Source organism: Ruegeria sp. CH10 (assembly GCF_056537125.1).
In genome coordinates this window covers 44,144-64,007 of record NZ_JBQFQY010000003.1, presented here as the reverse complement: position 1 = coordinate 64,007, position 19,864 = coordinate 44,144, and the positions used below count along the sequence as shown (strand labels likewise).

Genomic DNA, 19,864 nt, shown 5'->3' with positions numbered 1-19,864 from the left:
CGTGTTCCAGCTTTAGCCGAACCAGATCCCGTAATACATTCGCATCCCTCCGTTCATTGGATAGGCGCACGTAACCACAAAGAAATGGTTTTGTCATCCCCTTTTGAGACTTCGCATCAAGGGCTCAGCAGATCGTCGCGGTTCAGGGAAAAGCCCGAGGCGATCCAGCGGGCCTCAAGCTCGGCCAGTTTTCTGCCCAGCGCGGGGCCGGTGAAATCGGGGATCAGGTCGGTGGCCTGCACCGGGAAATCCGCCGCAGCGCCGGTGCGCAGGTCCTGGCGCATCTGTTCCGACCAGGGCTGTTCCAGCAGGGCGCAGCGCAGCAAGGTTTCGTGCATCCCGCCCTCTTCACCATAGCGAAAACCCAGCTCGGCGACCGAGGCAGTGCCCGTGGCTTCATCCCGCATCCGGGTCAGGCGTTGCAGTTGCGCTTTGCTGAGGCGCAGGGTCTTGGCATGCTCGGGCGTGGCGATTGACGCCAAGCGGCGGATCGGATCGGGCGCGACCCCGGCCTGCTGTTCCAGCGCAACCAAAGGCGCCAGTGACCGGTCATCGGCCCCCGGCAGAACCTGCGCCAGAACCCCCGCCTGCCGCATGGCCGCGACCGAGGGCGCGGGATCCGGTGCGCCCAGCAGTTTCAACAACTCAGCCCCCACCCGTTCGCGTGACAGCTGCACCAAACCATCCAGATTGGCCGCAATCGCCGCCAGCGCATCCGGGTCGAACCCGGCCTCGGCATCGCCATACCACGCATGAAACCGGAAATACCGCAATGAGCGCAGGTAGTCTTCGCGAATGCGGTTTTCAGCCGTGCCAATGAACCGCACGCGTCGCGCCTGCAGGTCGGGCAGACCGTTCAGCGGGTCCAGAACAGACCCGTCGGGCCGGGCGTAAATCGCGTTCATGGTGAAATCGCGGCGCGCTGCGTCCTCTTCTACCCTGTCAGAGAAAGCCACAACCGCGCGGCGGCCATCGGTTTCCACATCGCGGCGAAAGGTTGTGATCTCATGCGGGGCACCGTTGCTGACCACGGTGATGGTGCCATGTTCGATCCCCGTGGGAATGGCCTTGAGGTCCGCTGCCTGCGCCAGTTCCACAACGCGTTCCGGATGGGCATCGGTGGCAATGTCAATATCCGAGACCGGCGCGCCCAGCAGAGCGTTGCGCACGCAGCCGCCCACAAACAGCGCCTGCGCCCCCGCTTCGGTGAGTGCCGCGCAGACCTTTTGTGTTGCCGGGTCAATGATCCAGGCTTCTGTAATTTGCGTCATTCACTCACCCGCGCGGCCAATCCCCGCAACATCCGGGCCGTCGCGCCCCAGATGTAATAAGGACCGAACGGCACTGTGTAATAATATCTTTTCTGACCCCGCCAGCGGCGCGATTCAACGATATAATTCGCAGGATCAAGCACATGTGCAAGCGGAACCGAAAAGACCTCATCCACTTCTCCGGGTTCCGGGATCACCTGAAACGGCGCACGCAGGATCGCCACAACCGGGGTCACGTTGAACGAAGTGACGGTTTCATGGGTCGGCAGATGCCCCAGAACCTCGGGCAGGTCGGGTGGCAGGCCGATTTCCTCCTGCGCCTCACGCAGGGCGGTGGCGGTGACATCAGCGTCGCCCTCATCCTGCTTGCCGCCGGGAAAGGCGATCTGGCCAGGGTGATGTTTCAAAGCCGAGGACCGTTTGGTCAGGATCACACGCGGCGTCTCGCTAGTGGTTAAGATCGGCACCAGCACCCCTGCCGGGCGCAGCTTGCGGTTTTCCGGCAGTTTAGTGTCTGGGTTCAGGTCAAAATCGCTGGACCCGCGGCCCGGGCGGTCAAGTGCCGCCCGCAGCTGTTCAGTTGGGTCAGGCGTTATCCGCATCGAAACCCACGGTGCTGGGATCCAGCACGTAATGCGCGCCGCAGAACTGACAATCGGCGGTCACGTCGCCCTCGGGCGTAGTCATCTTTTCGATGTCCCTCGCCGAATAGATCGACAGGCTTTGACGCACACGGTCCTCGGAACAGGTACAGCCGAACTGCACGGGCTGCGCGTCATAGACCCGTGGCTGTTCCTCGTGAAACAGACGGACCAGCAGATCGGTCGGCGCAATGGACGGCCCGATCAGCTCCAGATCCTCAACCGTATCCAACAGGATGTTGACGCGGCCCCAGTTTTCACCTTCGTCGCCATCGACCAGATCATCGGCGGTCAAAATGTCGCCAGTGCCCTCGCTGGTTGCAGCAAAGGGCGAAGCTTTGGGCATGTGCTGCAACATGATCCCACCCGCACGCCAGTGTTCACCGACACCCGGCTCGGTCGATTTGCCGAAGCTCAGCGAAAAGCGCGTGGGCAGCTGTTCGGACTGGGCAAAATACGCCTCGGCACAGGCGCTGATCGACCCTCCGGCCAGCGGGGTGATCCCCTGATAGGGCTGCGTGCCCTCACCCTGATCGATCATGATGGCGAAATAGCCTTCGCCCACCTGATCAAACGGCGCACCATCGGTCAGGCGTTCGCGGTCAAAGCTGGCATAGGCGCGGATGCGGGCCGGTTCGCCCTCTTGCGTAGGAGCGTAATAGTCGGTTGCGATCATCCGCACCGGGCCTTTGGACTGAACCTGAAGCGACAGTTTCCAGCGCAGCGAAATCGTTTGCCCGATCAGCGCGGTCAGCAGGGCCATCTCGGCCACCAGCGCCTCGACCTTTTCGGGATAGTCGTGCTGTTTCAGGATGCCGTCCAGCACACCATCCAGACGGGCCACGCGGCCGCGCATATCCGACAGATCAAGTTGAAAGGGCAGGACGGTGTCGTCCCACGCGATTTTGGTTCCAAGAGACATGGGGTTTCCTTACACGCCACAGATTGGCATACCGCCAGCATATAGGTCGAAGACTTCGGGTTGTAAGGGGCCATACATGATAAGGCGGTTCGGTGAAACCCCGCAAAAGGGTCGGAAATACACCAGACGTGTGGGTGTTTATGCGTTGCTGCCGCGGGGCCGGCACCTTTTACTGACCTGCCAGACCCAACCCGGACCCGACCTGCAACTGCCCGGTGGCGGGATCGATCCCGGAGAATCGCCGATCACCGCCTTGCATCGCGAAGTGTTCGAAGAAACCGGCTGGTCCATTGCCGACCCGCAGCGGATCGGTGCGTTTCGGCGGTTTACCTTCATGCCGGAATACGACCTGTGGGCCGAAAAGGTCTGCCTGATCTACCGCGCCCGCCCCATACGCCGTCTTGGCCCCCCGTCCGAGCCGTTTCACGATGCGATCTGGATGCATTCCGCCGATGCGGCCGAGATGTTGGGCAATGCGGGTGACCGGCATTTTGCAACGCGGCACCTGAACGGACTTTAAGTCCCGTTATACTCGAAGAACACGGCTGAAACGTCGTCATCCATGCCCGTACCGGGGGCCATGGCCTGGGTCAGGCGCCAGAACATATCATCCAGAAACTCAGTCCCGTGGCGGCCCGGCGCGCAATCAATGGCCATCTGGCGCAGGCCGTCCTCCTCAAGCAACCCACCGCCCGCAAGGCTGCATTCGGTGAATCCGTCGGAATACATCAACAGCCGGTCACCGGGTTTCAGATAGGTTTCGATCCGTTGAAACGAGACATCCGGCAACAACCCAATGGGCAGCCCGCCCTCGCCCAGAAACTCGGTCCGGCCATCGCAGCGCAACACCAGAGGATGCGGATGCCCGGCCTGCACCATTTTCAGATGCCCGTTGCGCAGGTCGATAATGGCGTAGACCATCGTGAAATACTCTTCGACGCCGGCGTCGGCCATCAGGCGACAGTTGAGCATCTCCGCCACCTGTTCCGGCGGCAACAGCGCATAGAACTTGTCGAACCGCTTTTCCATGGCCACGTTCTGATCAAAGTGGCTGCTGGATAGATACCCCCCAAGACGCGCCGTCATCATGGCCGAGGTGATGCCGTGGCCCGACACATCGATGCTGTAAAAGCCAACCCGGTTCACCCCGGGGGAAAACATCCCCACCAGATCGCCGCCAATGTGACCGCAGGGCTTCAGTAACAGACTTATGCGGGATTTTCCAAAGTCGCGCGTCAGTTCCGGCACCAGCGATTCCTGAATCTTGCGCGCCTGAATCAAATCCTTGTCGATGGCATCATGCGCCACGCGCAATTCCTTCAGCGCGGTTTCGATCATGCGGTTTTTCTCGGACAGTTCGCGCTGCATATCCAGAATCCGCGCGCCTGCCGAAATGCGCGCGCGCAGCTCATCGGCCTCAAGTGGTTTGATCAGGAAATCGTCGGCACCGGCGTCAAGGCCCTTGGCCACCTCCTGCTTTTCGCTTTTTGAGGTCAAAAGGATAAAATAACTGTATTGGTCGCTGTCCATGGCCCGGAACGCGCGGCAGAATTCCAGCCCGCTCATCCCCGGCATGACCCAATCGCTGACCACCAGATCCGGCGGATTGTCAGCACAGATTTCGATCGCAGCCTCGCCAGTGTCAGCTTCAAGCACCTCAAAACCCCACTTTTTCAGCGAGGCCACCAGAATCCGTCTTTGCAGGCGGCTGTCATCGACGACCAGCACCTTTTGGATCGCACCAAAATCCAGATCGGACCTGGCCTCTGCCTGACTGCCCTGTGTCACCTGTACCCTCTGCACTGCGACGTTTTCTGATCGCAGCGACCCTAGCGCGCAGCGGTTTAACATCCCGTGAAGGCGTCTTTTGTCGTGGTTTAACCCGACCTTTACCGAGCGCGGCCTATGCAAGTCACATCGCGATATCTGTGGAGGCACCGAACATGATCGACTGGTCCAGGGTCAGACAGCTCAGGGATGAGGTTGGTGCCAGCGAGTTCGACGAGGTGGTTGAGATTTTTCTGGACGAAGTGCAGGAAACCATCGACAGGGTACACGGCGATACCAACCGTCTTGAGTTCGAGCAGAACATGCACTTTCTGAAAGGCAGCGCACTCAGCCTTGGGTTCGACCGGTTTTCCAAACTGTGTCAGGATGCGGAACGCCACGCCGCTGCAGGACAGGCGGCCGAGGTTGATCTGACCGCCCTGCTGCAAATCTATGACGAATCCCGCACCGTGTTTCTGGCCGAAAAAGGTACAAATCTGGCTTAGATCACGAACTGCGCCAGCGTCTCATCTTCGGTTATGTCAGTATAGGTAAACCCGGCCTCGTCCAGATGGGCAAACAGGCGGGCAAAATTCTCGGGCTTGCGGGTTTCAATCCCGATCAGGACCGAGCCGAAATTGCGCGCCGATTTCTTCATGTATTCGAACCGGGCGATGTCATCCTCGGGGCCGAGAATGCCCAGAAACTCCTTCAGCGCACCGGGGCGCTGCGGCAGGCGCAGGATGAAGTATTTCTTGACGCCCGAATAGCGCTGCGCCCGTTCCTTGACCTCGGGCAGGCGCTCAAAATCGAAATTGCCGCCCGATGTTAGGCAAACCACGGTCTTGCCGCGGATAAAGCTTTGAATATCGCCCAGCGCCTCAATCGCCAGCGCGCCTGCGGGCTCCAGCACGATGCCCTCAACATTCAACATCTCGATCATCGTGGTGCAGATGCGATCCTCGGACAGGACATGCACGTCGGACAGGTGGCGATCTTTCAACAGCTCAAACGGTTTCGCGCCGATCTTGCCCACTGCAGCGCCATCGACGAAATTGTCGATATGATCTAGCGCTACCGGATGCCCTGCCGCCATTGCCGCATGCAGGCAGGCCCCGCCCTTGGGCTCGACAAACAGGCAATGGGTGCGATCCCCGAACCACGTCGCCACGCCCGAAGACATGCCACCCCCACCCACCGGCAGGATCACGTGATCGGGCAGCTTGCCCAGCTGTTCCTCGATCTCAACCGCCAGCGAGGCCTGCCCTTCGATCACATCCTCATCGTCAAAAGGCGACAGGAAATGCCCGCCCTGCTGTGCGCACCAGGCTTGGGCAGCGGCCAAGGTGTCATCGAAATAGTCTCCGGTCAGATGGATTTCGATATTGTCGCCACCAAAGATGCGGGTTTTCTGGATTTTCTGCTGCGGTGTGGTGACTGGCATGAAGATCACGCCCTTCACGCCCAGATGCCTGCACATGAAGGCCACACCCTGCGCATGGTTGCCCGCGCTGGCGCAAACGAACAGGTCCTGACCCTGCTGCTTGCGCATGGCATTGAACGCACCGCGGATTTTATACGACCGCACCGGGCTGAGGTCTTCGCGTTTGAGCCAGATGTCAGCCCCATACCGATCAGACAGATGGGCATTCCGCTGCAACGGCGTTGCCGGAAACACAGAGCGCATCGCCTGTTCGGCAGCGCGGGCACGGGTCATGAAATCAGTCATGACCCGTTCACTGGCCGATCCTGACTAAAAGAGCAAGGAATACATCTGTGTACGCATCAGTTGAGTTCGCGTTTTTCGACAAATACGCCGAACATCGTGGTCAGGATGCTGACATTGACCAGAGGCAGAACCAGGGTTCCAAAGAACAAGGTCAGCAAAATGCCCAATACCGGGATAAAGGCAAGTGCCGTAAAGATCAGTTGTATCACAAACTGAAACAGAAAGTTCACGACCAGCAGCGTTAAGATAGCCCCGGTTGTGCCCTCGGTGTTGCTCCAGGCGCCGCTGAAAGACAGCGGGTTTCCAATGGCTGCCGCCGGCAGAATGATGGACAGTCGGTAAAAGCAAGCGACCAAAAAGATGGCGTAAACCGCGGCAATCGCCAATGCCAATACGCCGCCGATTATCGAAACAACAAGACTGATTGGTATAAAGGCAAGTCCCATCAATAGCCCAAGCAACAGAAGCCGTCCGAAATAGGCTAGGATTCTGTCGAACCGGAAGGTCGGGAAAATGCCGCGGGGGTATTCCTCAAGCAGAATAAAGCGGTGCCAGGACACAGCGATCCAGAACGTAGTCACAAAGCCAACAATGATCAGGCAGATCACAAACAGAACAATCGATCCGGTTGAGGCTGTGGACGGTAAATCTCCGGTCTGCGCGCCCAGTTCGTCCAGCGGAATATCCAGAACAAAAAACGCCGCAATGATCACCGCAGTTGCAACCAGTGCAGGGCCCGTTGTGATCTGAAGCACCTGCTTGAGGTTTCCAAACACCATCCGCACGGAATGAACAAAAATCTGCCAGCCCAACATTGAAAAACTGCCCCTTCAACCAATCATTGTTCTCTTTGAGCCTGTTTCACCGCAATTCCCGCCCAGCGTCAACGCAGATAACTTGCCCCCGCTTTCAAAACCCGCTAGGGGCCAAGCGTTCTACGCATAAGGGGAAGTCAGATGTCCGCGCCCAAGAAAGTTGTTCTGGCCTATTCCGGTGGCCTTGATACCTCGATCATTCTGAAATGGTTGCAGACCGAATATGGCTGTGAGGTTGTCACCTTCACCGCCGATCTGGGTCAGGGTGAGGAACTGGAACCCGCCCGTAAAAAGGCCGAGCTGCTGGGGATCAAACCCGAAAACATCTATATCGAGGACATCCGCGAGGAATTTGTCCGCGATTTCGTCTTCCCCATGTTCCGTGCAAATGCGCAGTATGAGGGGCTGTACCTGCTGGGCACCTCCATCGCGCGCCCGCTGATCTCGAAACGTTTGGTTGAGATTGCCGAGGCCACCGGTGCCGATGCCGTGTCCCACGGCGCGACCGGCAAGGGCAACGATCAGGTTCGGTTCGAACTGGCGGCCTACGCGCTGAACCCCGACATCAAGGTCATTGCGCCCTGGCGTGAGTGGGACCTGACCAGCCGCACCAAGCTGTTGGAATTTGCCGAACAGAACCAGATTCCGATTGCCAAGGACAAACGTGGTGAGGCGCCGTTCTCGGTCGATGCGAACCTTTTGCACACCTCGTCCGAGGGTAAGGTTCTGGAAGACCCCGCCGATATGGCGCCGGATTACGTCTATCAGCGCACCGTCCACCCCGAAGACGCGCCGAACACGCCCGAATTCATCGAGATCGGTTTCGAAAAAGGCGACGCAGTCAGCATCAATGGCGAGGCGATGAGCCCCGCGACGATCCTGACCAAGCTGAACGAATATGGCGGCAAGCACGGCATTGGCCGTCTGGATCTGGTCGAAGGCCGGTTCGTTGGCATGAAGTCGCGCGGCATTTATGAGACCCCCGGCGGCACCATCCTGCTGGAAGCACACCGTGGGATCGAATCCATCACCATGGACCGTGGCGCGATGCATCTGAAAGACCAGCTGATGCCGCAATATGCCGAGCTGATCTATAACGGCTTCTGGTACTCGCCCGAACGTGAAATGCTGCAGGCCGCCATCGACCGATCACAGGAACACGTCACCGGCACCGTCCGCGTGAAGCTGTACAAAGGTCTGGCTTCGACCGTGGGCCGCTGGTCGGATCATTCGCTCTATTCCGAGGCACACGTGACCTTTGAGGAAGACGCCGGCGCTTATGACCAGAAAGATGCGGCGGGCTTTATCCAACTGAACGCGCTGCGCCTGAAACTACTGGCGGCGCGTGATAAGCGGTTGTCGAAGTAACGCGATAGCATTCGAAGAGCCCCGGCCCGCAACGCCGGGGTTTTTCATCTCTGCGTCAGTTCCAGTTGGGTCACCCTTGCCCGCCCCGCCCGGTTGCCTTTACCCAAAGGTCAACTAAGGAGGAACACCATGTTGCAAGACATCGCGGACGGCATCCAAAAGGGTCTGAACGGCAAACGCTTTGACGGGTCGCTGAAATTCGATTGCGGCGATGACGGGGTCATCGTTCTGGCCAATAATCAGGCCACCACACAGGATCAGGACACGGATTGCACCATCCGCATTTCGCAGGACAATCTGACGAAACTGCTGACCGGCAAGCTGAACCCGATGACCGGGGTTGCGTTGGGTAAGCTCAAGATTTCGGGAAATATGGGTGTGGCGATGAAGCTGGGTCAGCTGTTGGGATAAACTCGTCTCACCACCCCGTGACAAACCATGTCAGGCGATTGCGCCGGGGGAAAAGACAAGGCAGCCTGATCTCAGAAGGAGACCTGCCATGACACGCATCGCTTATCTCGACTACGTCAAACCGACGCTTCTTTTTGCTTTGATCACCATCGCGGCGCTGCTGCGCGCGGCCCCTGCGCCCGCCGCCGGACCCGAGACCCTGACGGTTGCCGGAGGCTGTTTCTGGTGTGTCGAATCCGATTTCGAATCCGTACCCGGCGTGATTGGCGCCGTGTCCGGTTTCACCGGCGGCAAGGCGGCCAACCCCACCTATGATCAGGTGTCCAAGGGTGGCACCGGCCATTACGAGGCCGTCCAGATCACCTTTGACCCCGCCCGCGTTTCCCGTGAAACCCTGCTGAACATGTTTTTCCGCTCGGTCGATCCCACGGATGCAGGCGGTCAGTTCTGCGACCGGGGAAACAGCTATCGCACGGCAATTTTCGTCTCTAACGCGGGGGAAAAAGCCCTGGCCGAGGCAGCAAAGGCTGATGCCCAGCGCGCCCTTGGGCAGACCGTGGTCACGCCAATCCTGCAGGAAGGGGCTTTCTATCCGGCCGAGGAATATCACCAGAACTATTACAAGGGCGAAAAACTGGTCTTCACCCGCTTTGGTCCCAAGCGTCAGAAGAATGCCTATAAAGCCTATCGCAATGCCTGCGGCCGCGACGCGCGCGTCAAGCAGCTGTGGGGCGGCGACGCCCCTTTTGTCGGGTCCTAATCAAACCGCGCCTCATGCACCTCTTTGAGGTCGGGGATCACATCAGCAGTCCCGTGCCGCGTGACCATCAGGGCCGCGGCACGATTTGCTTGCAGGATCGCCTGCGCCATCGGCATCCCACGATCCATCCAAGCCAAAACATAACCGGTGAACGTATCGCCCGCGCCCGTCGTATCCACGGCCTGCACCTTATGGGCGGCAAACTCGGATACCTCCCCCCCATGGTAGTAGCGCGCGCCCTTTGCGCCCAGCGTGACGATGACATGCGCAATGTCCAGATCGCTCACCGATTGGCCCGTGGCCTGATGCAGCTGTTCGGCCTCAACCTCGTTCAGGATCAGGAAATCCAGATAGGGCAGAACGGCCTGCACAGAGTCGGCCTGAAACGGGGCGGCGGCGTAACAGACGGTCAGGCCCATCTTGCGCCCCATGCGGGCAGCCTCGACCTGAAGGTTGGTTTCGTTCTGCATCACCAGCAGATCGCCCTGCGACGCGGATGACAGGGCTTGCCCCAATTGATCGTCCGAGATCGCGTGGTTCGAACCCTGAAACAGGATGATATTGTTCTCACCCTTGGCATCCACCGCGATAATCGCATGACCCGTGGGTACGTCCACCTGCGCGATATGGCGCGTGTCCACGCCATATTCCGTCAACCGATCCCGCGCCCACAGCCCATCTGCACCCACGGCCCCGATATGCGCAATCCGCGCACCGGCACGGGCGGCGGCGACAGACATATTCGCGCCTTTGCCCCCAAGAAACCGATCCAGACGATTGGCCGAAAGCGTCTCACCCGGTCCGGGCAGATGCGGCACGTCATAGATCATGTCCGCATTGATCGAGCCGAGATTCCAGATCGTCATGGTTTGCCCGAAATATCGCAGGAGGCGAGGATCGCCATGTTCAGAATGTCATTCGCCGTCGACACGGTCGAACAGATCTGAATCGGCTTGTCGATGCCCGACAGGATCGGGCCAATCACAGTCGCTCCGCCCATTTCCTGCATCAGCTTGGTGGAAATCGACGCCGAATGGCGCGCCGGAACGATCAGGATATTCGCGGGACCGGTCAGACGCTGGAACGGATAGCTGGCCTGCTGATCCACGTTCAGGGCAACATCGACGGTCATTTCGCCTTCGTATTCGAAATCCACGCCGCGCTGGTCCAGAACCGCAGGCGCACGGTGCATCTTTTCGGCCCGTTCCGACACCGGATAGCCGAAGGTCGAGAAACTGACAAAGGCCACACGTGGCTCAAGCCCCATATGGCGGGCCACGGCGGCGGAACGTTCTGCGATATTGGCCAAATCGTTTTCGTCGGGCCATTCATGCACAAGGGTGTCCCCGATCAGCACGATCCGCCCCTTGTGCAACAAGGCTGTCACACCAGCAGCCCCATGCGTCGCATCCGCATCAAACACATGGTTGATCCGGTCCAGCACATGCGCCGATTTGCGTGTGGCCCCGGTCACCAGACCATCGCCATGCCCATGTGCCAGCATCAGGGATGAAAACACGTGCCGGTCCCGCGCCGCCAGCCGGTGAATATCCTTGCGATCAAACCCTTTGCGCTGAAGCCGCTGATAGAGAAAGTCCTTGTAGGCATCCAGATGCGTGGTTCTGGCGGCGTTCACCACCTCAAGCTCGCGCACGGCATCGCCCAGACCGGCCTCTTCCAGCTTTTGCTTTACCTCTTCCGAGCGACCGACAACCAGCGCCTTACCAAAGCCCGAGCGCTGATAGGTCACCGCCGCACGCAATACGCGCGGATCGTCGCCTTCGGCAAAGATCATCCGGCTTTGCGCCGCGCGGGCGCGGGCGTTCAGACCGCGCAGGATGCTGGCGGTCGGGTCCATGCGGGATTTCAGGCTCAGCTCATAGGCGTCCATGTCGATGATTGGACGCCGCGCAGCCCCGGTATCCATCCCGGCCTTGGCAACGGCGGGCGGAATGCGGTGGATCAGGCGCGGATCGAACGGCGTGGGAATAATGTAATCGCGCCCGAAGGTCAGCGATTTGCCATAGGCCATGGCGACCTCATCCGGCACATCCTCGCGCGCCAGATTGGCCAGCGCATGGGCACAGGCGATCTTCATCTCATCATTGATCGCGCGGGCGTGAATATCCAAAGCGCCGCGGAACAGGTAGGGGAAGCCCAGAACGTTATTCACCTGATTGGGATAGTCGCTGCGCCCGGTGGCGACGATGGCATCCACACGCACCTCATGTGCCTCTTCCGGCGTAATCTCGGGATCGGGGTTCGCCATGGCAAAAATCACCGGGTTGTCGGCCATGCTGGCCACCATATCCTGCGTCACCGCCCCTTTGACCGAGACACCCAGGAACACGTCCGCGCCCTTCATGGCATCTTCCAGCGTGCGCAATTCGGTGGTGATCGCGTGCGCCGATTTCCACTGGTTCATCCCTTCGGTGCGGCCCTGATAGATCACGCCCTTGGTGTCGCACACGATGCAGTTCTCATGCCGCGCGCCCATCGATTTCAGCAATTCGATACAGGCGATCCCGGCAGCCCCTGCGCCGTTCAGAACGATCTTCACATCCTCGATCTTCTTGCCCGAGATATGCAGCGCGTTCAGCAGCCCCGCCGCACAGATCACCGCCGTGCCATGTTGGTCATCGTGAAAGACGGGAATGTCCATCTCTTCCTTCAGGCGCTGTTCGATGATGAAACATTCGGGCGCTTTGATGTCCTCAAGGTTGATCCCACCAAAGGTCGGCCCCATCAGACGCACAGCGCGGCAGAATTCGTCCGGGTCTTCGGTATCCAGTTCAATATCGATCGAATTCACATCCGCGAACCGCTTGAACAGGACGGATTTCCCCTCCATCACCGGTTTCGACCCCAGCGCGCCCAGATTGCCAAGACCCAGAACCGCCGTCCCGTTCGAAATCACCGCAACCAGATTGCCCTTGTTGGTATAGTCATAGGCTGTTTCGGGCGCCTCAGCGATGGCCTCGCAGGGAACCGCCACACCGGGGCTATAGGCCAGCGACAGATCGCGCTGGGTGGTCATCGGGACGGTGGCCTGCACCTCCCACTTGCCGGGGGTCGGGTCCAGGTGAAAGGCCAGCGCTTCTTCTTTGGTGATCTTCGTTTTGGGCATGGAATATGTCGTTTCTTTGCAAGTTGGGGCCTTAGCGTCTTAGCCTAGGCCCGCCTCAGCCTCAACGACAATAGATTTCGCCTTTCGTCGCAGCCGCCGGATTTGTAAGGTCGCGCCGGAATACGCCAGAAGGGAACAGCCTTGTCCACAGTCACGCCGATGATGGCGCAATATCTCGAAATCAAAGACGCCCATGCCGACGCGCTGCTGTTTTACCGCATGGGCGATTTCTACGAGATGTTTTTCGAGGACGCCGTCAACGCGGCCGAGGCGCTGGACATCGCCCTGACCAAGCGCGGCAAACACAATGGCGAGGACATCCCCATGTGCGGCGTCCCCGTCCATGCCGCCGAGGGATATCTGCTGACCCTGATCCGCAAAGGGTTCCGCGTGGCCGTGTGCGAACAGATGGAAAGCCCGGCTGAGGCGAAGAAAAGAGGCTCTAAATCAGTGGTTCGGCGCGATGTTGTGCGTCTGGTCACCCCCGGCACACTGACCGAGGACGCCCTGCTTGAGGCCCGCCGCCACAACTTTCTGGCCGCCTATGCCGAGGTTCGGGATGAGGCCGCATTGGCCTGGGCCGATATTTCCACCGGCGCGTTTCACGTGATGCCTTTGACATCCGTTCGGCTCAGCCCGGAACTGGCGCGGCTGGCCCCGTCCGAGCTGATCGTGGCCGACGGGGCGGAGCGGGAACTGAACGAAACCACCCGCGATCTGGGTATTTCGCTGACCCCCATCGGGCGCGCCAGTTTCGACAGCACGGCGGCGGAAAAACGCATCTGCGGGTTGTTTCACGTGGGCGCTTTGGATGCGTTCGGGTCCTTTGGCCGGGCCGAAGTGTCCGCCATGGGCGCATTGATCGACTATCTTGAGATCACGCAGAAAGGCAAATTGCCCCTGCTGCAGACGCCTTTGAAGGAATCCGAGGATCGCGTGGTGCAGATCGACGCCGCCACGCGCCGCAACCTGGAACTGACCCGATCCCTGTCCGGGGGCCGCGCCGGATCATTGCTGTCGGTGATTGACCGCACCGTAACACCGGGGGGCGCCCGCCTGCTGGAACAACGCCTTTCCAGCCCCTCACGCAATCTGGATGTGATCCACGCCCGACTGGATGCGGTGAATTTCGCCGCTGAAGACAGCCTGATCGCCTCGGATCTGCGCGAGGCCCTGCGCAAAACCCCCGATCTGGACCGCGCCCTGTCCCGCCTGTCCCTGGAACGTGGCGGCCCGCGCGATCTGGCCGCCATCCGCAACGGGCTGACCCAGGCCGCCGCAATCGCCGAACTCTGCGAGGGTCAGGACCTGCCGGTTCTGCTGGCGACCGCCCTGCAAAACCTCGTTGGCTTTGACAACCTGCTAAACCTGCTGGACGAGGCGCTTGTGGCCGAACCACCCCTTCTGGCCCGCGACGGTGGCTTCATCGCGCCCGGGTTTGACGCGGAACTGGACGAGGCCCGCACCCTGCGCGACGAGGGCCGATCCGTCATCGCAGGCTTTCAACAGAAATACGCGGAACATACCGGCATCACCTCGTTGAAGATCAAGCACAACAACGTGCTGGGCTATTTCATCGAAACCACGGCCACCCATGCCGAGAAGATGCTGAACCCACCGTTCAGTGAGACCTATATCCACCGCCAGACCACCGCCAATCAGGTACGGTTCACCACGGTCGAACTGTCCGAGATCGAAACCCGCATCCTGAACGCCGGAAATCTGGCATTGGAGATCGAAAAGCGGCTCTATCAAAGGCTATCTGACGAGGTTCTCGCCCTCGCCGCCCGCCTGAACCAAGCTGCCCGCGGGCTGGCAGAACTGGATCTCACCACAGCACTTGCCGATCTTGCGCGCGGTGAAAACTGGTGCCGCCCCCAGGTCGACAGCTCGCGCGCCTTCAATATCCAAGGCGGTCGCCACCCGGTCGTTGAACACGCGCTGCGCCAGCAATCGGGTGATGCCTTCATCGCCAATGACTGCGACCTCAGCGCCGATCAGGGTGCCGCGGTCTGGCTGCTGACCGGTCCCAACATGGCCGGTAAATCCACATTCCTGCGCCAAAACGCCCTGATTGCACTGCTGGCACAAATGGGCAGCTACGTCCCCGCCGAACAGACTCATATCGGCGTTGTCAGCCAGCTGTTCAGCCGTGTCGGAGCCTCGGACGATCTGGCGCGTGGCCGCTCGACCTTCATGGTAGAAATGGTCGAAACCGCCGCTATTCTGAACCAGGCCGACGACCGTGCGCTTGTCATTCTGGACGAAATCGGGCGCGGAACAGCCACCTATGACGGCCTCTCCATCGCCTGGGCCACGCTGGAACACCTGCACGCCGCAAACCAATGCCGCGCCCTTTTCGCAACGCATTACCACGAACTCACCGCACTGGCCGGGAAACTGACAGGCGTCGACAATGCCACTGTCGCCGTCAAGGAATGGGAAGGTGAGGTCATTTTCCTGCACGAGGTCCACAAGGGTGCTGCCGACCGGTCCTATGGCGTTCAGGTCGCGCAATTGGCGGGCCTCCCGGCCTCGGTCGTCGATCGCGCCCGCGTAGTGCTGGATCAACTAGAGAAAACCGAACGCGAAGGCGGCAAGCAAAAGGCGCTGATCGACGACCTGCCGCTGTTCTCCGCCGCACCGCCGCCTCCGCCCCCAGCGCCAAAAACCTCCCCTGTCACGGACATGCTGGACGACATCCTGCCGGATGAGCTCAGCCCCCGCGACGCGCTCGACCTGATCTACAAACTGAAAGAGGCGGCCAAAAACTGACCGCCCCTTCTTCTTGTTCAAAATACGGCCGCCGGAGGCTTGGCCTCGCAGAGGCCAATCAGCTCGCAGGCGTCGACGATACGCCAACCTGTGCCGGGCGCAGCAAACGGTCATGCAGCATGAACCCTTCGGCCGAGACCTGAATGATGTCCCCTGCGCGCGTACCGGGCACCGGGGCCTCAAACATCGCCTCATGCACATTCGGGTCAAAGCGATCCCCCACTTCCGGGGTAATCACCTCGATCCCGTGTTTCTGAAACACATCCTTCAGCGCACGCATGGTCAGCTCAACACCTTCAAGCAGACCGGCAGCCACTTCTTTCTGTTCGTCGGTGGCCGCCTCAAGCGCACGTTTCATGTTGTCGTAAACCGGCAGCATGTCACGGGCCAGTTTCGAGCCACCATACTGTTCCGCATCCCGACGCGCCTTATCGCCGCGCTTGCGCGCGTTTTCGGCATCCGCCAGCGCGCGCATGAATTTGTCTTTGTAATCGTCCCGCTCGGCACGCAGTTCATCCAGCTCCAGCGCTTCATCGCTGAATTCCGCGATCTCTTCCGCCAGTTCTTCGGCCTCAGCGGCTGCGATATCGTCCAGAAAATCTTCGTTCTTGGGCTCTGCCATCTCTTACCCTCTAGCTCCGGTCGGATATCAGCTTGCCGACCAGTTGCGCCGTATAATCCACGATCGGTACGATCCGCCCATAGTTCAGACGTGTGGGTCCGATGACCCCAACCGCACCGATTATCTTACGATCAGCGTTCATATATGGAGACACCACCAAAGAGGAACCCGAAAGTGAGAAAAGTTTGTTCTCAGACCCGATAAAAATGCGCACACCCTCGCCTTCTTCGGTCAATTCCAGAAATTCGGCGATGTCACGTTTGCGTTCCAGATCGTCAAACAGGGTGCGGATTCGGTCCAACTCTTCGGCCTGACCCGGTTCATTCAACAGATTCGCCCGTCCGCGCACGATCAAACGGGCCGAGTCTTCCCCGTCTCCGTCCCAAGCCGCCATGCCACTTTCGACCATTTCCCGCGCCAGCACATCGATCTCTTGCTTGCGGGCATCGATTTGGGTCAGCATCTGACGACGCACTTCGCTCAGCGTCCGGCCTTCGATCAGTGCGTTCAGAAAATTCGCTGCCTCGCGCATGGAACTGGGCGTTTGCCCCGGCGGAGGTGAGAACAGTCGGTTCTCCACGTGACCGTCCGAGAACACCAAAACCACCAACGCACGGTCATGGCCCAGCGAGACGAACTCGATATGCTTGATCTCGGCCTCGTGCTTGGGCGTCAGAACCAGCGAGGCGCCTTGTGTCACGTGTGATAAAGCCGATCCCACACGATCCAGCATCCCCCCCACATCGCCTGCGTTAGAGCCTAATGTCTGGTCCAGCTTCTGCCGATCATCCGCGCCCAGATCACCGACCTCAAGCAGCCCGTCGACAAACATCCGCAGCCCTTGCTGCGTGGGAATCCGGCCCGCTGATACATGAGGGCTGTCGAGCAGGCCCAGAAACTCCAGATCCTGCATCACATTGCGCACGGTTGCGGCGCTGACTTTCTCTGACAGGGTGCGGGTCAGGGTGCGGCTGCCCACCGGCTCACCGCTTTCCAAATAGCTTTCGACGATCAGCCGGAACACTTCGCGTGAGCGGTCGTTCATCTCATTCAGAATTTTGCTTGCTTCGCTCATCGGCGGCCCCCTGCTGGGTCGTCATTAAATCGCAGGCAAATGAAAGGTCAATCGGGGTTGCATCGTAACGCCACTGAGAGTTATCCCCAACCCAGCCAACAAAGGATTTTCCATGCGACCCTCAGGACGTGATCTAAACGAAATGCGCGCCGTTTCAATCGAGACGGGCTTTACCAAACATGCCGAAGGTTCCTGCCTGATCAAGATGGGCGACACCCATGTGCTGTGCACCGCCACGATCGAGGATCGCGTACCGCCCTTTATCAAAGGTTCCGGCCTGGGTTGGGTCACCGCCGAATACGGCATGCTGCCCCGCGCCACCAACACCCGGATGCGGCGTGAGGCCGCCAGCGGCAAACAAGGCGGCCGCACCGTGGAAATCCAACGCCTGATCGGCCGCGCCCTGCGCGCCGGTGTGGACCGCGTTGCCTTGGGTGAACGTCAGATCACCGTCGACTGCGATGTGATTCAGGCCGATGGCGGCACCCGCTGCGCCTCGATCACCGGCGGTTGGGTTGCGCTGCGTCTGGCGGTGAACAAGTTGATGAAAGCGGGCGATGTGATCTCCGATCCTCTGGTCGATCCGGTGGCTGCCGTGTCTTGTGGTATCTATGCCGGTCAGCCGGTTCTGGATCTGGACTACCCCGAGGACAGCGAGGCCGGCGTGGACGGCAACTTCATCATGACCGGATCGGGCAAGCTGATCGAAGTGCAGATGAGCGCCGAAGGCTCGGTCTTTAGCCGCGCGCAGATGGATCAGCTGATGGATCTGGCCGAAAAAGGCGTGGGCGAACTGGCCGCCGCGCAAAAGGCTGCGACCGCATGACCCGTAAGTTCGACAGCGACAGGCTGCTGTTCGCCACGCATAACAAAGGCAAGCTCGAGGAGATGGCGCATCTGCTTGAGCCCTTTGGTGTGACCGTGATTGGCGCGGGCGAAATGAACCTGCCCGAACCGGAAGAAACCGAGGATACCTTTGTCGGCAACGCCCGGATCAAGGCACATGCCGCAGCCAAGGCGACCGGCCTGCCTGCCCTGTCGGACGATTCCGGGATCACCATCGATGCGCTGGACGGCGCGCCGGGTGTTTACACCGCCGATTGGGCCGAAACCGGCAATGGCCGCGATTTCCTGATGGCCATGACCCGCGCGCATAATGAGCTGGAGGCCAAGAACGCCCCGCACCCGCGCACAGCACAATTCCGCAGCACTCTGGTGCTGGCCTGGCCCGACGGTCATGACGAGGTGTTCGAAGGCATCGCCCCCGGCCATCTGGTCTGGCCCATTCGCGGCGAAGGCGGGTTTGGCTATGACCCGATGTTTGTCCCCGACGGCTATGACATTACCTTTGCCGAGATGGATCGCTGGGAAAAGAACAAGATCAGCCATCGCGGCCGCGCGGTGGAGATGTTCGTGAAAGGCTGCTTTGGCGGATGATTGGCGCAACGGGGGCTTTGGCCTGTACGTGCATTGGCCCTTTTGCGAGGCCAAATGCCCCTATTGCGATTTCAACAGCCATGTTTCTCGTAATATAGATCAAAAACAATGGCTTAGCGCTTATCTGAGCGAATTGCGGCGCTCAGCCGCGGAAACCCCGGATCGGGTGTTGAACACGATCTTCTTTGGTGGCGGCACCCCGTCCCTGATGGAGCCCGCAACCGTTGCTGCTGTCATTGACGAGGCCCGCGCGCTGTGGCGACCGGCCAATGACATGGAAATCACGCTTGAAGCCAATCCCGGCTCGGTCGAGGCCGGGCGCTTTGCCGCCTATCGCGATGCCGGGGTCAACCGGATTTCCATGGGGGTGCAGGCGCTGAATGACGAAGACCTGCGCCGTTTGGGTCGCATTCATACCGTTGCCGAGGCCCGCGCCGCGTTTGACATTGCCCGCAATTGCTTTGATCGCGTCAGCTTTGATCTGATCTACGCCCGCCAACACCAAACACCTGCGGATTGGCAGGCAGAACTAACCGAGGCCCTGACGATGGCCGTGGACCACCTGTCCCTCTATCAACTGACCATCGAAGAAGGCACCGCCTTTGGCGACCGCTATGCCATCGGAAAACTACGCGGCCTGCCCGAGGATGACCACGCCGCCGATATGTATCTGGCCACACAAGAGATCTGCGAGGCGCATGGCCTGCCCGCCTATGAGGTCTCAAACCACGCGCGGCCCGGGGCAGAATCTCAGCACAATCTGATCTACTGGCGCTATGGCGACTATGTCGGTATCGGGCCCGGCGCACATGGCCGCGTCACCCTGAACGGTCGCAAACTGGCGATAGAAACCTACCTGTCGCCAACAGCGTGGTTAAATGCTGTTAACACAGGGGCCGGAGAAAAAGAGCGGTCGGCGCTTAGTACGCAAGATCAGGCGGAAGAATACCTGATGATGGGGCTACGGATAGTCGAAGGACTAGATATTGATAGATTCAATGCGCTAGCCGATCATCCTCTTCCCGCAGACAAACTGGCTGAGTTAGAGGAGATCGGGATGGTGCAGCAAACCGGTGGCAGGCTGATCGCCACAAAGGACGGGCGCGCCGTTCTGAATGCGGTGATCCGAGAGTTGCTGGATTAG

At 59.9% G+C, this 19,864-nt stretch carries 19 protein-coding genes; 9 read left to right on the top strand and 10 right to left on the bottom strand.

All coding sequences use genetic code 11. From position 1 onward, the window contains the following. Positions 1–116: 116 nt before the first annotated feature. The 3 genes from ACRZ94_RS10480 to hslO are packed head-to-tail and all read right to left on the bottom strand — an operon-like array spanning position 117 to position 2,834. On the bottom strand, positions 117–1,271 hold the full coding sequence (locus ACRZ94_RS10480; RefSeq protein ID WP_480797294.1) for a CCA tRNA nucleotidyltransferase: 1,155 nt from the start codon (positions 1,269–1,271) through the stop codon (positions 117–119). Beyond that, positions 1,268–1,873: a CoA pyrophosphatase gene (locus ACRZ94_RS10475; RefSeq protein ID WP_480797293.1), complete on the bottom strand. Its 606-nt coding sequence runs from the start codon at positions 1,871–1,873 to the stop codon at positions 1,268–1,270. The genes ACRZ94_RS10480 and ACRZ94_RS10475 overlap by 4 nt, the downstream gene beginning before the upstream one ends. Continuing rightward, positions 1,857–2,834 carry an Hsp33 family molecular chaperone HslO gene (gene hslO, locus ACRZ94_RS10470; protein ID WP_480653024.1) on the bottom strand — a complete coding sequence of 326 codons (978 nt, stop codon included), beginning with the start codon at positions 2,832–2,834 and terminating at the stop codon, positions 1,857–1,859. The genes ACRZ94_RS10475 and hslO overlap by 17 nt, the downstream gene beginning before the upstream one ends. A 76-nt stretch (positions 2,835–2,910) precedes the next feature. Between hslO and ACRZ94_RS10465 the strand changes: the two genes are divergently transcribed. Further along, positions 2,911–3,354: an NUDIX hydrolase gene (locus ACRZ94_RS10465; RefSeq protein WP_480797292.1), complete on the top strand. Its 444-nt coding sequence runs from the start codon at positions 2,911–2,913 to the stop codon at positions 3,352–3,354. On the opposite strand, the gene ACRZ94_RS10460 is transcribed toward ACRZ94_RS10465, so the two are convergent. Beyond that, the gene (locus tag ACRZ94_RS10460; protein WP_480653020.1) at positions 3,351–4,622 is read right to left on the bottom strand and encodes a PP2C family protein-serine/threonine phosphatase; all 1,272 of its coding nucleotides are present in this window, start codon (positions 4,620–4,622) and stop codon (positions 3,351–3,353) included. The genes ACRZ94_RS10465 and ACRZ94_RS10460 overlap by 4 nt on opposite strands. 155 nt (positions 4,623–4,777) lie before the next feature. Here ACRZ94_RS10460 and ACRZ94_RS10455 point away from each other — a divergent pair, with 155 nt between their 5' ends. Continuing rightward, complete coding sequence (locus tag ACRZ94_RS10455; protein WP_480653018.1) at positions 4,778–5,107, top strand: Hpt domain-containing protein; 330 nt, start codon at positions 4,778–4,780, stop codon at positions 5,105–5,107. Here ACRZ94_RS10455 and ilvA read toward each other — a convergent pair. Then, positions 5,104–6,330, bottom strand: coding sequence for a threonine ammonia-lyase IlvA (ilvA, locus tag ACRZ94_RS10450; protein ID WP_480653016.1), 1,227 nt, complete (start codon positions 6,328–6,330; stop codon positions 5,104–5,106). The two genes, ACRZ94_RS10455 and ilvA, sit on opposite strands and share 4 nt — an antisense overlap. A gap of 56 nt (positions 6,331–6,386) precedes the next feature. Continuing rightward, positions 6,387–7,145, bottom strand: a complete 759-nt coding sequence (locus ACRZ94_RS10445) for a hypothetical protein (RefSeq protein WP_480797291.1) — start codon at positions 7,143–7,145, stop codon at positions 6,387–6,389. Positions 7,146–7,286: 141 nt separating this feature from the next. Here ACRZ94_RS10445 and ACRZ94_RS10440 point away from each other — a divergent pair, with 141 nt between their 5' ends. The 3 genes from ACRZ94_RS10440 (at position 7,287) to msrA (ending at position 9,684) form a co-directional block, all read left to right on the top strand. After that, positions 7,287–8,513 (top strand): argininosuccinate synthase, encoded by a 1,227-nt coding sequence (locus ACRZ94_RS10440; protein WP_480653014.1) that lies wholly within the window; start codon positions 7,287–7,289, stop codon positions 8,511–8,513. 129 nt (positions 8,514–8,642) lie between these two features. Then, positions 8,643–8,924, top strand: coding sequence for an SCP2 sterol-binding domain-containing protein (locus tag ACRZ94_RS10435; RefSeq protein ID WP_480797290.1), 282 nt, complete (start codon positions 8,643–8,645; stop codon positions 8,922–8,924). A gap of 88 nt (positions 8,925–9,012) precedes the next feature. Continuing rightward, the gene (msrA, locus tag ACRZ94_RS10430; RefSeq protein ID WP_480797289.1) at positions 9,013–9,684 is read left to right on the top strand and encodes a peptide-methionine (S)-S-oxide reductase MsrA; all 672 of its coding nucleotides are present in this window, start codon (positions 9,013–9,015) and stop codon (positions 9,682–9,684) included. Here msrA and ACRZ94_RS10425 read toward each other — a convergent pair. Both ACRZ94_RS10425 and ACRZ94_RS10420 read right to left on the bottom strand, forming a co-directional pair. After that, a complete protein-coding gene (locus ACRZ94_RS10425; RefSeq protein WP_480797288.1) occupies positions 9,681–10,550 on the bottom strand; it encodes a ribokinase in 870 nt (289 codons plus the stop codon). The two genes, msrA and ACRZ94_RS10425, sit on opposite strands and share 4 nt — an antisense overlap. After that, a complete protein-coding gene (locus tag ACRZ94_RS10420) occupies positions 10,547–12,811 on the bottom strand; it encodes an NADP-dependent malic enzyme (protein ID WP_480653006.1) in 2,265 nt (754 codons plus the stop codon). The genes ACRZ94_RS10425 and ACRZ94_RS10420 overlap by 4 nt, the downstream gene beginning before the upstream one ends. A gap of 159 nt (positions 12,812–12,970) precedes the next feature. On the opposite strand from ACRZ94_RS10420, the gene mutS reads away from it, so the two are divergent. Continuing rightward, the gene (mutS, locus tag ACRZ94_RS10415; RefSeq protein ID WP_480653919.1) at positions 12,971–15,586 is read left to right on the top strand and encodes a DNA mismatch repair protein MutS; all 2,616 of its coding nucleotides are present in this window, start codon (positions 12,971–12,973) and stop codon (positions 15,584–15,586) included. Positions 15,587–15,644: 58 nt separating this feature from the next. Here mutS and ACRZ94_RS10410 read toward each other — a convergent pair whose 3' ends face one another. After that, positions 15,645–16,208, bottom strand: coding sequence for a nucleotide exchange factor GrpE (locus tag ACRZ94_RS10410; RefSeq protein ID WP_480653004.1), 564 nt, complete (start codon positions 16,206–16,208; stop codon positions 15,645–15,647). Positions 16,209–16,218: 10 nt separating this feature from the next. Beyond that, complete coding sequence (gene hrcA / locus ACRZ94_RS10405) at positions 16,219–17,283, bottom strand: heat-inducible transcriptional repressor HrcA (RefSeq protein ID WP_480653002.1); 1,065 nt, start codon at positions 17,281–17,283, stop codon at positions 16,219–16,221. Between the two features lie 112 nt (positions 17,284–17,395). Here hrcA and rph point away from each other — a divergent pair, with 112 nt between their 5' ends. From rph to hemW, 3 genes are read left to right on the top strand one after another with little or no spacing between them, the layout of a single operon-like run. Beyond that, positions 17,396–18,109, top strand: a complete 714-nt coding sequence (gene rph / locus ACRZ94_RS10400; protein ID WP_170412685.1) for a ribonuclease PH — start codon at positions 17,396–17,398, stop codon at positions 18,107–18,109. Further along, positions 18,106–18,720 (top strand): RdgB/HAM1 family non-canonical purine NTP pyrophosphatase, encoded by a 615-nt coding sequence (gene rdgB, locus ACRZ94_RS10395; protein WP_480797287.1) that lies wholly within the window; start codon positions 18,106–18,108, stop codon positions 18,718–18,720. The genes rph and rdgB overlap by 4 nt, the downstream gene beginning before the upstream one ends. Beyond that, positions 18,710–19,864 carry a radical SAM family heme chaperone HemW gene (hemW, locus tag ACRZ94_RS10390; RefSeq protein ID WP_480797286.1) on the top strand — a complete coding sequence of 385 codons (1,155 nt, stop codon included), beginning with the start codon at positions 18,710–18,712 and terminating at the stop codon, positions 19,862–19,864. The genes rdgB and hemW overlap by 11 nt, the downstream gene beginning before the upstream one ends.